Below are 13,160 nucleotides of genomic sequence, written 5' to 3'. Positions count from 1 at the left end.
AAATTCTTGCTGCTTTGAAAATTGCTATTACCGATTCCCAGTTTATGAATGACCAATTATTTTTAAATATTAAGCATATTGAGGCTAACAATAGTTGCATAAACTCATTATCTGCTGTGTTATTTTAAAATAGTGATTAAATAGATACTGATACGAAAAAAGCCCAAGCATTTCTGCTAGGGCTTATCATAATGCTGGCTGAGCAGACGGGACTCGAATATGCCTTCGGTACGCGTGACAGGCCGCTTGTTATGTAAAAGAGCCTAACCAACTGAACTGCCCCTTCGATGATTTTTAGAAACAAAAAAGCCTCGTCATTTCTGACGAGGCTTCTATGTAAGTGGCGGAGCGGACGGGACTCGAACCCGCGACCCCCGGCGTGACAGGCCGGTATTCTAACCAACTGAACTACCGCTCCACAAAATTGGCGCCTGGAAATGACCTACTCTCACATGGGGAGACCCCACACTACCATCGGCGATACTGTGTTTCACTTCTGAGTTCGGAATGGGATCAGGTGGGACCACAGCTCTATGGTTTCCAGACAAATTTGTCTATTTAACGCCTTGGCATCAAATAATAATTCGGAAAGCTAATGCATGCTCTATTTCAAACACGCTGTCTTGAGTTATCACTGCTTAAGTGCTCTATCCTAATACTAAGTATCAGTACGACCTCCAAGGAAGGAGGAAGTGCTTTAAACGTCTGGAACGTTTTAAGTAAAACCCATCTGGGTTGTATGGTTAAGCCTCACGAGTCATTAGTACATGTTAGCTCAACGCCTCACAACGCTTACACACCATGCCTATCAACGTCCTAGTCTCGAACGGCTCTTTAGAGGTCTTAAAGACCTAGGGATGACTCATCTTAGGGCTCGCTTCCCGCTTAGATGCTTTCAGCGGTTATCGATTCCGAACGTAGCTACCGGGCAATGCTATTGGCATAACAACCCGAACACCAGCGGTTCGTCCACTCCGGTCCTCTCGTACTAGGAGCAGCTCCCTTCAATCATCCAACGCCCACGGCAGATAGGGACCGAACTGTCTCACGACGTTCTGAACCCAGCTCGCGTACCACTTTAAATGGCGAACAGCCATACCCTTGGGACCGACTTCAGCCCCAGGATGTGATGAGCCGACATCGAGGTGCCAAACACCGCCGTCGATATGAACTCTTGGGCGGTATCAGCCTGTTATCCCCGGAGTACCTTTTATCCGTTGAGCGATGGCCCTTCCATTCAGAACCACCGGATCACTATGACCTACTTTCGTACCTGCTCGACGTGTATGTCTCGCAGTTAAGCTGGCTTATGCCATTGCACTAACCGTACGATGTCCGACCGTACTTAGCCAACCTTCGTGCTCCTCCGTTACTCTTTGGGAGGAGACCGCCCCAGTCAAACTACCCACCAGGCACTGTCCTCAACCCCGATTAGGGGCCAGAGTTAGAACATCAACACTACAAGGGTGGTATTTCAAGGACGACTCCACACAAACTAGCGTTCATGCTTCAAAGTCTCCCACCTATCCTACACATGTAGGGTCAATGTTCAGTGCCAAGCTATAGTAAAGGTTCACGGGGTCTTTCCGTCTAGCCGCGGGTATACGGCATCTTCACCGCAATTTCAACTTCACTGAGTCTCGGCTGGAGACAGCGTGGCCATCATTACGCCATTCGTGCAGGTCGGAACTTACCCGACAAGGAATTTCGCTACCTTAGGACCGTTATAGTTACGGCCGCCGTTTACCGGGGCTTCGATCATGAGCTTCTCTTGCGATAACCCAATCAATTAACCTTCCGGCACCGGGCAGGCGTCACACCGTATACGTCATCTTGCGATTTTGCACAGTGCTGTGTTTTTGATAAACAGTTGCAGCCACCTGGTATCTGCGACTCCCAGCAGCTTAGAGAGCAAGTCTCATCACCACCAGGAGCGTACCTTCTCCCGAAGTTACGGTACCATTTTGCCTAGTTCCTTCAGCCGAGTTCTCTCAAGCGCCTTGGTATTCTCTACCCGACCACCTGTGTCGGTTTGGGGTACGATTCCCGCTAACCTGAAGCTTAGAAGATTTTCCTGGAAGCATGGCATCAACTACTTCATCACCTTAGTGACTCGTCATCAGCTCTCAGCGTTATGTGTTCCCGGATTTGCCTAAGAACACCGCCTACTACCTTAAACGCGGACTACCAACGCCGCGCTAGCCTAGCCTTCTCCGTCTCTCCATCGCAGTTAGCGGAAGTACAGAAATATTAATCTGTTTCCCATCGATTACGCCTTTCGGCCTCACCTTAGGGGTCGACTCACCCTGCCCCGATTAACGTTGGACAGGAACCCTTGGTCTTTCGGCGAGGGAGTTTTTCACTCCCTTTATCGTTACTCATGTCAGCATTCGCACTTCTGATACCTCCAGCGTGGGTTACCCCTTCACCTTCAACGGCTTACAGAACGCTCCTCTACCGCTTGCACCTAAGTGCAAACCCGTAGCTTCGGTGTATTGCTTAGCCCCGTTACATCTTCCGCGCAGGCCGACTCGACTAGTGAGCTATTACGCTTTCTTTAAATGATGGCTGCTTCTAAGCCAACATCCTAGCTGTCTAAGCCTTCCCACATCGTTTCCCACTTAGCAATAACTTTGGGACCTTAGCTGACGGTCTGGGTTGTTTCCCTTTTGACGACGGACGTTAGCACCCGCCGTCTGTCTCCCGAGTAGTACTCATTGGTATTCGGAGTTTGCAAAGGGTTGGTAAGTCGGGATGACCCCTAGCCTTAACAGTGCTCTACCCCCAATGGTATTCGCTCGAGGCGCTACCTAAATAGCTTTCGAGGAGAACCAGATATCTCCCGGTTTGATTGGCCTTTCACCCCCAGCCACAAGTCATCCGCTCATTTTTCAACATAAGTCGGTTCGGTCCTCCAGTTGATGTTACTCAACCTTCAACCTGCCCATGGCTAGATCACCGGGTTTCGGGTCTACGCCTTGCAACTAAACGCGCAGTTAACACTCGGTTTCCCTACGGCTCCGCTATTCGCTTAACCTCGCTACAAAACGTAAGTCGCTGACCCATTATACAAAAGGTACGCAGTCACGGTCTCAAGAACCGCTCCCACTGCTTGTACGTATACGGTTTCAGGTTCTATTTCACTCCCCTCACAGGGGTTCTTTTCGCCTTTCCCTCACGGTACTGGTTCACTATCGGTCAGTCAGGAGTATTTAGCCTTGGAGGATGGTCCCCCCATATTCAAACAGGATATCACGTGTCCCGCCTTACTCGTTTTCATCAATGGTTAGTTTTCGTGTACGGGGCTATCACCCTGTGCCGCTGTGCTTTCCAACACATTCCACTAACACCCCACTGACTTAAGGGCTAATCCCCGTTCGCTCGCCGCTACTAGGGGAATCTCGGTTGATTTCTTTTCCTCCGGGTACTTAGATGTTTCAGTTCCCCGGGTTTGCCTCCTACAGCTATGTATTCACTGCAGGATAGTTGCTTATGCAACTGGGTTTCCCCATTCGGACATCGTTAGCTCAAATGCTTGTTACTAGCTCGCCAACGCTTTTCGCAAGTTACTACGTCCTTCATCGCCTCTGACTGCCAAGGCATCCACCGTATACGCTTAGTCACTTAACCATACAACCCAAATGAGTTTCACTTGAGCTGTATTGCAACTAGCTGGTTTTTACTTTGATAATTCATGCACTTTCGCACACGAAATCGCCTTAGTTTTAGAATATTCAAGACACTTAAACAGTGTTTTGAGAACTCAATGTTTAATACTTATCGTATTAAACGATTTGTAAGTAATTACATGACAGACTCATGCAATTAAATACTATCAGCTTTCCAAATTGTTAAAGAACAATGCATACCGGCTCGCGGCGCATTTCACTCTACTTCCGAAGAAGTTAACAAGTAATCTGTGTGAACACTCAGCAAATATTGAGTTAGTCGTATAGGTAAGGAGGTGATCCAGCCCCAGGTTCCCCTAGGGCTACCTTGTTACGACTTCACCCCAGTCATGAACCACAAAGTGGTGAGCGTTCTCCCGAAGGTTAAACTACCCACTTCTTTTGCAGCCCACTCCCATGGTGTGACGGGCGGTGTGTACAAGGCCCGGGAACGTATTCACCGTAGCATTCTGATCTACGATTACTAGCGATTCCGACTTCATGGAGTCGAGTTGCAGACTCCAATCCGGACTACGACGAGCTTTGTGAGATTAGCTCCACCTCGCGGCTTTGCAACCCTCTGTACTCGCCATTGTAGCACGTGTGTAGCCCTACTCGTAAGGGCCATGATGACTTGACGTCGTCCCCACCTTCCTCCGGTTTATCACCGGCAGTCTCCCTAAAGTTCCCACCATTACGTGCTGGCAAATAAGGATAGGGGTTGCGCTCGTTGCGGGACTTAACCCAACATTTCACAACACGAGCTGACGACAGCCATGCAGCACCTGTCTCAGAGTTCCCGAAGGCACCAATCCATCTCTGGAAAGTTCTCTGGATGTCAAGAGTAGGTAAGGTTCTTCGCGTTGCATCGAATTAAACCACATGCTCCACCGCTTGTGCGGGCCCCCGTCAATTCATTTGAGTTTTAACCTTGCGGCCGTACTCCCCAGGCGGTCTACTTAATGCGTTAGCTTGAGAGCCCAGTGTTCAAGACACCAAACTCCGAGTAGACATCGTTTACGGCGTGGACTACCAGGGTATCTAATCCTGTTTGCTCCCCACGCTTTCGTGCATGAGCGTCAGTCTTTGTCCAGGGGGCCGCCTTCGCCACCGGTATTCCTTCAGATCTCTACGCATTTCACCGCTACACCTGAAATTCTACCCCCCTCTACAAGACTCTAGTTACTCAGTTCCAAATGCAATTCCCAGGTTGAGCCCGGGGCTTTCACATCTGGCTTAAATAACCGCCTGCGCACGCTTTACGCCCAGTAATTCCGATTAACGCTCGGACCCTCCGTATTACCGCGGCTGCTGGCACGGAGTTAGCCGGTCCTTCTTCTGTAGGTAACGTCACAGCTAACAAGTATTAATTGCTAACCTTTCCTCCCTACTGAAAGTGCTTTACAACCCGAAGGCCTTCTTCACACACGCGGCATGGCTGCATCAGGCTTTCGCCCATTGTGCAATATTCCCCACTGCTGCCTCCCGTAGGAGTCTGGGCCGTGTCTCAGTCCCAGTGTGGCTGATCATCCTCTCAGAACAGCTAGGGATCGTCGCCTTGGTGAGCCATTACCTCACCAACTAGCTAATCCCACCTAGGTTCATCCAATCGCGGAAGGCCCGAAGGTCCCCTCCTTTCCCCCGTAGGGCGTATGCGGTATTAGCAGTCGTTTCCAACTGTTATCCCCCTCGACTGGGCAGATCCCTAGGCATTACTCACCCGTCCGCCGCTCGCCGGCAAAGATAGCAAGCTATCTTCCCGCTGCCGCTCGACTTGCATGTGTTAGGCCTGCCGCCAGCGTTCAATCTGAGCCATGATCAAACTCTTCAATTAAAGTTTTTTGAGACTAAGTCTCGGCTCAATGAATTCTGATTGCTTTATCAACCGAAGTTAACAAAGTCTTTTGTACATATTGCTATGAACATTCATCATTCTCATTTAAGAGAGAAGACATTGAGTTTAAATTTTTGATTGCTTCCTAAGAAGCAATTTCGAATAACTCAATACCCGTGAATGTCCACACAGATTTCTTGTTTAGTTTGTTAAAGAGCGTTACTAATGCCGAAAGAATTAACCTTCGCTTAGCGGCCGTTGACGCTAGGTCGTTGGCTTGGGCTGCGTATTTTACGCTTTCCCGTGTTGGCGTCAAGTGTTTTTTCAAACTTTCTTTTCGCCTTAATTTGATTGCTTATTTGCCAATCAAATCAGGCTGGCTCGGTGTTGGCTATTGCTGTCTGCCGTGTCAGTGGATGCGCATTATAGGCAGATAAGATTTTAGCGCAAGGGCTTTTTTGAAGTTTTTTATTACTTTTAGCTTGTTTGTTGATAAAACGACCTGACCAGTCAGTTTTTAAGCATTATACTGTTATAAACCGCTATTTTTAAGGAAATGTATGTCTTCAAATTTAAGATCTTACCAAGGAACTCATCCGCAATTAGCTAATAATGTTTATGTGGACAATAGTGCAGTATTAGTTGGCGACATCTCACTTGATCACGATGCAAGTATTTGGCCGTTAGTTGCAGCTAGGGGAGATGTGAACATTGTTCGTATTGGTAAGCGCAGTAATGTGCAAGATGGCAGTGTTTTGCATGTAACCAGAAAATCCGAATCTAAACCCGAGGGCCATCCATTAATTATTGGTGATGATGTGACTATTGGTCATAAAGCAATGCTTCATGGCTGTAAGGTCGGTAACCGTGTATTGATAGGCATGGGGGCTATTATTCTTGATGGCGCCATCATTGAAGATGACGTCATTGTTGGTGCGGGTTCTTTAGTGCCGCCGAACAAGGTATTACAAAGTGGTTATTTATATGTGGGTAGCCCTTGTAAACAAGCAAGAGAATTAACTGCTGCGGAAAAAGCCTTCTTACCAGCATCTGCTGATAATTATGTTCAATTAAAAAACGAATACCTTGTTGAGTTGAATCAAGAGGCTAGCTATTAAGTCTTTTTGAGCATATCGAGATCTTACGGTAAGCACTATGCGAGAATGAATTAGTTATTCTCGCATATTTTAATCCATTATATCCGAACACTGCCATCATCTTGATAGCACTCATGATTGATAGCTTGTTCTGCCAACTCTTCAATATCAAAACGATATTCTTCATATATAGTGGCTGCATTTGTTGCATTAACCGTCTCACCAGACAAATTTGATAACATCTGAAAGTCTATGATGCATTTGATTTTCATACCTTGTAGCTGTGCAACAAAGCAGATCTCTTGAGGCTTAATATCAAATTGATCATTAAATAGAATGCCTTGATTCATAAGTTAGCTCATTTGTTGACGTAGTTTTAGCATGATTGGTTTTCCGTCTGGCATGATACCTTGCCAGAGACTAAAGCTTTTTGCCGCTTGCCCAACCAACATCCCCAAGCCATCAGCCATTTTAGCCGCACCACAATGTTGAGCCCACTGATTAAATAAGGTGACCTGTTTGCTGTAGGTCATGTCATAGCAAGCTGTTTGTGAATTAATAATAGTACTGGGCAGTTCGATAAGTTGACCCGCTAGCCCGGCCGATGTGGAGTTGATCACAATATCAAATGGCATATTAAGCTGTTCGATGTCAATCGCGGATACATTGCCATAGTCGGCAAATAGTTTGGCTAAGTGTTGAGCCTTACTAAAAGTTCGATTACATATTACTAATTCTTTTACACCAGATTGTAAGATTGGCAGAATGCAGCCTCTTGCCGCACCACCTGCTCCAACCAATAATATGCGCTTGTTTAGTAAAAAACCAAAATGGTAGATAAGATCATTAACTAGGCCTACACCATCGGTGTTATCCCCCTTAATTCTGCCATCTTTATCAAAGCTTAATGTATTAACCGCACCGGCAAGTTGTGCGAGCTCACTTAGCTCATCACATAAAGCAAATGCCTGCTCTTTAAATGGTGCGGTCACATTTGCGCCTTTCCCACCTTTATCGATAAAGGCTCGCAATGTCGATTCAAATTGGTCAACCGGAGCAAGTATGGCTTGGTAGTCAATATCTCGCATGGTTTGTTTGGCAAACTCTGCGTGGATAAATGGTGATTTACTTTGTGCAATCGGGTTACCAAATACGGCATACTGCTCGGTCATTAATTTGTCTCTCTTTTATTTTGAATAAGCGCGAGGCATATCTGATTGCGTCATATAGCGATCACGTAATTTATCATGCCGACTCTTGGTCTGTTGCTCTTTACCATCAATAAACATCTTAACCACTTGGCTGCTATATTCAAATGGATCGCCACTCCAGATAACTAAGTCAGCGGTTTTACCTGGTGCAATGCGGCCAGTGTCAATTTTAAAGGTATCTGCAACATTGGAAGTAATGGCTTCAATTGCAGCCTGATAGCTCATACCATTTGCTACGGCATTACCCGCACTATAACGTAATCCATAAACATTATGGCTATCGCCCATATCGGTTAAAATCACTTTTACGCCAGCAGCAGTCAGTTTTCCCGCATTAGCAAGATGATTGTGTAGCGAATCAAAGTTGTCAGGTAAGTTGCGCATGGCATCAATCATTACCGGCACATTGGCTTTAGCTATTTCATCTGCAACCAATACCGCATCTGCACCACCAATTAATACCATGTTTAAGCCAAACTGTTGTTTGATTTTCAACATGGTAAGAATATCTATGGCTCTATCCACCGCAACCACTAATGGCTTTTTACCAGCTAATAGCTCATTAATAATTTCATCAGCTAACTCTGGCTCGGCGGCATCAGATTTATCTTTAGCGTCGGTCGATTTCGCTTGGGCTTTTTGAGCTTTTTCAAGCTTAGTAACCAACTCCTGTACATAAGCAGCACGAGAACCTTCACTGTTTGCGCCTAACTTAACATAAACCGCAATATTAGATTGCTTAACGCTATCCCACTCCCCCGACAAATCGACTAAAAATGCTTGCCCTGCAAACATATCTTCACCACCAGCACCGGTAACAACATTACGAGTAATTCCCCCCTTACGTGTATAAGCAATACTGCTGGCTTTGGGATTATAGGCGTAGCTCGGATCAAAGGTAATGTCGGCATTTTTATGATGCGAGTCTCGAGAGTCTGCAACTGCGCTGACTTCAACCAACCCCAGCGCATTCATTGAAGCGATAAAACCGGGTGTTACAACCCCACCTTGTGCGTCTATAACGTTATCAAAGGTTAATGCTGCTGCGTTTTCGCTTGATGTCACCGAAGTAATCATCCCATCGGTAACCACTACAACGGCATTATCAAGTACGCCCAGTTCTGTTGCGGTATAAACTTTGGCATTAGTAATGGCAAATGAATCAGCCATTGCAAAAGAGGGTAAGCAGCCTAAACATGCGGTAACGGTTAAGGCAACTAACGATTTTGTTTTTAATTTCATAGTCATCACCTTATTCCTGCCCTAGTAAAAAGTCGCTCTGCGCCTGATAACGCTCATCTTGATGGTCATACACTTTGGCACCATCAATAAACACTTGCTCTGCTTTTGCGTAAACACTAAAGGGGTTACTGCTCCAAATAACAACATCGGCATTTTTACCCACTTCTAACGACCCCGTTTTATCAGCAATACCTAAGGACTTAGCCGCATTTGAGGTGATCCAGCTAATAGCGTGTTCTTCTTTGTAATCAAAACCGTTAGCATTGGCATTATGCATAATCTTGGCGCTTTCTTGATTCAACCGCTGGATCGTTATTGCGGAATCAGAATGCACAACTGCGCAAGAGTTTTTAACGGAATCCACAATGGCGACATTTTCTAGCACCATGTCATAGGCTTCCATTTTAAAACCCCACCAATCTGGCCACATTGCTGCACAATTACCATTTTCAGCTAGCTCATCTGCAATTTTGTAAGCCTCAATAGCGTGATGGAAGGTTCCAGAGTGATAATTAAACTCTTTACCTAAATCGATCATCATCACCATTTCTTCAGCTTTATAACAATGATTATGAATTAAAATCTCACCCTCTAGCACACCTCGAAGCGTATCTTTATTTAAGTCACGCTCAGGTGGAGTAGGATTTTTACCGGCTGCATAGTCGGCATCGTATTTATCCCATGCTCGCTTATATTCAGTCGCTTCAATAAAAGCTTGCCGATAGCCAGCCATGTTACCCATACGCGTCATAGGTTGTACTTTGCGCCCACCATAAAGCATTTTAGGGTTTTCGCCACACGCCATTTTTAATCCATATGGCGCATCAGGAAACTTCATGCCCTGCATCGTTGGAGATGGAACATTTTTAAGTGTCACCCCGCGCCCACCAACTAAATTGGCTGAGCCTGGCAAGATTTGTAGCGTAGTAATACCACCCTCACGAGCACGATTAAAGCCAGGATCTTGCGGCCAAACGCTATGCTCAGCCCACACCTCAGCCGTTACCGGGCTGGTCATCTCATTGCCATCGCTATGAGACTCGGCATTAGGGCTTGGATAAACACCTAAATGTGAGTGAACATCAATAATGCCTGGGGTGATCCACTTACCCTTGGCGTCAACAACGCTGGCGCCTTCGGCAATAAGATTAAGGCCTACGGCAGTAATTTTACCATCCACCATCACCACATCGGCATTGTCAATTCGCTCACCCACGCCTGTTAATACAGTGGCATTTTTAATAATTGTTTTACTGCTTGGCAATACTTGATAGGTACTTGGATAAGGGTTTTTATTTATGGTGACTTTTGGGTCTTGGACCTCAGATTGGCCACAGCCAACCAGCGAAGCGGTAACCGCCAACATCACCAAAGATGGCATCATCTTTGTCATTATTGATCTCCTTAATTAATTGCAGACAATCTAGCAAGATAATGCTTTGAACTACACAAATTAATTAACTAATTAGTTTCAAAATATTAACCAACAATGTTTCAACTAGACGCCACTTATTGACTCGATATTTAGTTATAATCACCCCACGAAATAATTGATGATGTAATTAAAAATGAATTGGCTTAAAAAAATTTTTGGCAAGCACAGTCCAGCAGAACGCGACTATGAACAATCTAATGCCTATGATTTAATTGGTGGGGATAAAGTCATTAAAGCCATTGCCCATGAGTTTTATCAGCAAATGCAGCAACGACCAGAAACGCAGTCGTTATTGAGTATTCATAAAGCCCCCATCGCGCAATCAGAGCAAAAGCTATATGAATTTTTAAGCGGCTGGCTTGGTGGCCCTCAATTATACTCGAAAAAATATGGCCACCCAGCACTACGAGCAAGACATATGCCTTTTGCGATAGATGAGTCTATGCGAGATCAATGGTTGATATGCATGCAAGCAGCGGTTGATAAATGTATAAAAAAGCCTGAACATCGCCAGGCGATTATTCAGGCCATTTCTACATTAGCGGATCACATGCGCAATCAATAATACTAACGAGCTAATTTAAGCCAATCTTGAGGTTTGAGATAGTGGTCATATAACTCAGCCTCAGGTGTACCTTCTTCGGGAGTAAAGCCATATTCCCAACGAACAAGAGGTGGCATTGACATCAAAATTGACTCAGTTCGACCGCCAGTTTGTAACCCAAACAAGGTGCCACGATCATAAACTAAGTTAAACTCCACATAGCGCCCGCGACGGTAAAGTTGGAATTGACGCTGTTCATCTTGGTATTCCAAATCTTTATTACGTTCAACAATCGGTTGATATGCTTCAATAAAGCCATTAGCCACTGCTTGCATAAAAGCAAAGCTTTGTTCAAAACCTGGCTCGTTGAGATCATCAAAAAATAAGCCACCAACGCCACGAGTTTCATTCCTATGGGGTAAAAAGAAATACTCATCACACCACTTTTTATATTTAGGATAAACCTCATCGCCAAAAGGCAAACACAAATCATATGCAGTTTGATGCCAGCTCACTACATCTTGCTCAAAAGGATAATAAGGCGTTAAGTCAAAGCCGCCACCAAACCACCAAACCGGATCAGCGCCTTCTTTGCGGGCAATAAAAAACCTAACATTAGCATGAGTTGTTGGCACATAGGGGTTATTGGGATGGATCACTAACGACACCCCCATCGCTTCAAAGCTTCGTCCAGCAAGCTCAGGGCGATGAGCGGTTGCAGACGCTGGCATTGCAGCCCCCATTACATGAGAAAAATTCACTCCGGCTTGCTCAAACACATTACCTTTAGTTAGCACCATACTGGTGCCACCGCCGCCCTCTTCTCTGTTCCATGATTCAGCACTAAAAGATGATTTGCCATCAAGAGCTTCTAAGCGAGTACAAATGTGCTGCTGAAGTGCCAGTAAGAATGTTTTGACTTGATCAGCATTTGGCAGGTTTGCTGGATCTGAGCTACTTTGCATAAATTAACTTCCGTTTCTGAGAATTTGTCCGCTACGAATATCAATAATTGTTGATGGTTGGCGTTGTTCGCCTAGTTCACCTGACACTAAGCCTTGTATTTTACCGACAAAGTCAGTCAAAATATCTTGTGCATCAACAACGGGTGGTTCACCGGCTAAATTAGCGCTGGTTGATACTAACGGTTTCTGAAGTGTGTCGCAAAGTTCGCGCACAATAGGATGGGCAGAAACTCGTACTGCAATGGTATCAAAATCGCCACACAATAATTTCGATACCGAGGCTTTTACAGGCATAACAAAAGTAAATGGCCCAGGCCATTTGGCAAATGCGCTGTCTAGTTGCTCTTGGTTTAATTGAGACTCATCAATATAAGGTTGTAGTTGGCTAAAGTTACTGGCAACTAAAATTAACCCCTTTTGCCAAGGTCTTTGTTTCACATCAAGCAGCTTTTGAATCGCGCTATTGTTGTCGGGATCACATCCCAAACCAAATACCGCTTCAGTAGGGTAAGCAATTACCCCTCCTTTTGAAATAACATCAACAACCGCATTAGGCTGTAATTGCAACATGATCGATCCTTAACACTGATTTATAACGGGCGTTTATATTTACACGTCTTTTGTGGACATTCTAAACGAGAACCAGCAGCACCTTTTCGTTCAACCAAAATACCAAAACCGCAATCTGGGCAAGCTTGATTTACCGGTGGGTAATTTACGATATATTTGCATTTTGGATAAGCACTGCAAGCAAAAAAAGTTTTGCCGTAACGGCTGGTGCGTGATTCCAATTGACCTTTTTGACAATGAGGACAAGTGATAACTTCTGCATCTTGATTATGATCGTGCTTTTCTATGTGGTGACACTCAGGGTAGTGCGTACAACCAATAAAAATACCAAAACGACCAGACTTCACAGCAAGTTCATGGCCACACTCAGGGCAACTTGAACCACTAATCACCTGAGTTTCTATCGACTCATGTTGAACTAAAGGCCGAGTATAATCACAGGTTGGATAGTTATTACATCCGACAAAACTGCCGTGTTTACTGTGCTTTACTGACAGCTCACAACCGCACGTAGGACAAAGCTCAAACTCTTTTTCCAAGGCATGTTCGTGAGCTGAAAATAGTTGCTGATCAATTTTTGACATGACGTCTCTA

General features: G+C 45.2%; 9 protein-coding genes, 1 tRNA gene and 3 rRNA genes. 2 read left to right on the top strand and 11 right to left on the bottom strand.

What is annotated here, in order from left to right; translation table 11 throughout:
- Positions 1–341: 341 nt before the first annotated feature.
- The 4 genes from HBH39_RS00200 to HBH39_RS00185 form a co-directional block, all read right to left on the bottom strand.
- Positions 342–418, bottom strand: a tRNA-Asp gene (locus HBH39_RS00200).
- Between the two features lie 11 nt (positions 419–429).
- Positions 430–545 (bottom strand): 5S ribosomal RNA (gene rrf, locus HBH39_RS00195).
- 194 nt (positions 546–739) lie between these two features.
- Positions 740–3,630 (bottom strand): 23S ribosomal RNA (locus tag HBH39_RS00190).
- A gap of 327 nt (positions 3,631–3,957) precedes the next feature.
- Positions 3,958–5,502: ribosomal RNA gene (locus tag HBH39_RS00185) — 16S ribosomal RNA — on the bottom strand.
- Together the 16S, 23S and 5S rRNA genes with 1 tRNA gene alongside form the textbook arrangement of a ribosomal RNA operon.
- Positions 5,503–6,062: 560 nt before the next feature.
- On the opposite strand from HBH39_RS00185, the gene HBH39_RS00180 reads away from it, so the two are divergent.
- Positions 6,063–6,620, top strand: a complete 558-nt coding sequence (locus HBH39_RS00180) for a gamma carbonic anhydrase family protein (RefSeq protein ID WP_167674552.1) — start codon at positions 6,063–6,065, stop codon at positions 6,618–6,620.
- 77 nt (positions 6,621–6,697) lie between these two features.
- Here the strand turns inward: HBH39_RS00180 and HBH39_RS00175 are convergent, their stop codons facing one another.
- From HBH39_RS00175 to HBH39_RS00160, 4 genes are read right to left on the bottom strand one after another with little or no spacing between them, the layout of a single operon-like run.
- Positions 6,698–6,949, bottom strand: a complete 252-nt coding sequence (locus HBH39_RS00175; protein WP_167674551.1) for a DUF1488 domain-containing protein — start codon at positions 6,947–6,949, stop codon at positions 6,698–6,700.
- A 3-nt stretch (positions 6,950–6,952) separates the two neighbouring features.
- A complete protein-coding gene (gene aroE, locus HBH39_RS00170; protein WP_167674550.1) occupies positions 6,953–7,771 on the bottom strand; it encodes a shikimate dehydrogenase in 819 nt (272 codons plus the stop codon).
- A 15-nt stretch (positions 7,772–7,786) separates the two neighbouring features.
- Positions 7,787–9,052, bottom strand: a complete 1,266-nt coding sequence (locus HBH39_RS00165) for an amidohydrolase family protein (RefSeq protein ID WP_167674549.1) — start codon at positions 9,050–9,052, stop codon at positions 7,787–7,789.
- Positions 9,053–9,062: 10 nt separating this feature from the next.
- Positions 9,063–10,445 (bottom strand): amidohydrolase, encoded by a 1,383-nt coding sequence (locus tag HBH39_RS00160; protein ID WP_167674548.1) that lies wholly within the window; start codon positions 10,443–10,445, stop codon positions 9,063–9,065.
- Positions 10,446–10,620: 175 nt separating this feature from the next.
- Here HBH39_RS00160 and HBH39_RS00155 point away from each other — a divergent pair, with 175 nt between their 5' ends.
- Positions 10,621–11,052 (top strand): group II truncated hemoglobin, encoded by a 432-nt coding sequence (locus HBH39_RS00155; RefSeq protein ID WP_167674547.1) that lies wholly within the window; start codon positions 10,621–10,623, stop codon positions 11,050–11,052.
- 2 nt (positions 11,053–11,054) lie between these two features.
- Here HBH39_RS00155 and hemF read toward each other — a convergent pair whose 3' ends face one another.
- The 3 genes from hemF to HBH39_RS00140 are packed head-to-tail and all read right to left on the bottom strand — an operon-like array spanning position 11,055 to position 13,150.
- Positions 11,055–11,996 carry an oxygen-dependent coproporphyrinogen oxidase gene (hemF, locus tag HBH39_RS00150; protein WP_167674546.1) on the bottom strand — a complete coding sequence of 314 codons (942 nt, stop codon included), beginning with the start codon at positions 11,994–11,996 and terminating at the stop codon, positions 11,055–11,057.
- Between the two features lie 3 nt (positions 11,997–11,999).
- Positions 12,000–12,566 (bottom strand): L-threonylcarbamoyladenylate synthase, encoded by a 567-nt coding sequence (locus HBH39_RS00145; protein WP_167674545.1) that lies wholly within the window; start codon positions 12,564–12,566, stop codon positions 12,000–12,002.
- Positions 12,567–12,586: 20 nt separating this feature from the next.
- On the bottom strand, positions 12,587–13,150 hold the full coding sequence (locus HBH39_RS00140; protein ID WP_167674544.1) for a DNA topoisomerase family protein: 564 nt from the start codon (positions 13,148–13,150) through the stop codon (positions 12,587–12,589).
- Positions 13,151–13,160 lie beyond the last annotated feature (10 nt).

Origin of the sequence: Shewanella aestuarii (genome assembly GCF_011765625.1) — a bacterium.
Taxonomy (GTDB): Bacteria; Pseudomonadota; Gammaproteobacteria; order Enterobacterales; family Shewanellaceae; genus Shewanella; species Shewanella aestuarii_A.
This window is presented reverse-complemented; position numbering and strand designations above follow the sequence as displayed.

Excerpts from the sequence above, each read along its gene's own strand:
- HBH39_RS00180 (WP_167674552.1), top strand. The coding sequence starts at position 6,063 with ATGTCTTCAAATTTAAGATCTTACCAAGGAACTCATCCGCAATTAGCT.
- HBH39_RS00175 (WP_167674551.1), bottom strand. The coding sequence starts at position 6,949 with ATGAATCAAGGCATTCTATTTAATGATCAATTTGATATTAAGCCTCAA.
- aroE (WP_167674550.1), bottom strand. The coding sequence starts at position 7,771 with ATGACCGAGCAGTATGCCGTATTTGGTAACCCGATTGCACAAAGTAAA.
- HBH39_RS00165 (WP_167674549.1), bottom strand. The coding sequence starts at position 9,052 with ATGAAATTAAAAACAAAATCGTTAGTTGCCTTAACCGTTACCGCATGT.
- HBH39_RS00160 (WP_167674548.1), bottom strand. The coding sequence starts at position 10,445 with ATGACAAAGATGATGCCATCTTTGGTGATGTTGGCGGTTACCGCTTCG.
- HBH39_RS00155 (WP_167674547.1), top strand. The coding sequence starts at position 10,621 with ATGAATTGGCTTAAAAAAATTTTTGGCAAGCACAGTCCAGCAGAACGC.
- hemF (WP_167674546.1), bottom strand. The coding sequence starts at position 11,996 with ATGCAAAGTAGCTCAGATCCAGCAAACCTGCCAAATGCTGATCAAGTC.
- HBH39_RS00145 (WP_167674545.1), bottom strand. The coding sequence starts at position 12,566 with ATGTTGCAATTACAGCCTAATGCGGTTGTTGATGTTATTTCAAAAGGA.
- HBH39_RS00140 (WP_167674544.1), bottom strand. The coding sequence starts at position 13,150 with ATGTCAAAAATTGATCAGCAACTATTTTCAGCTCACGAACATGCCTTG.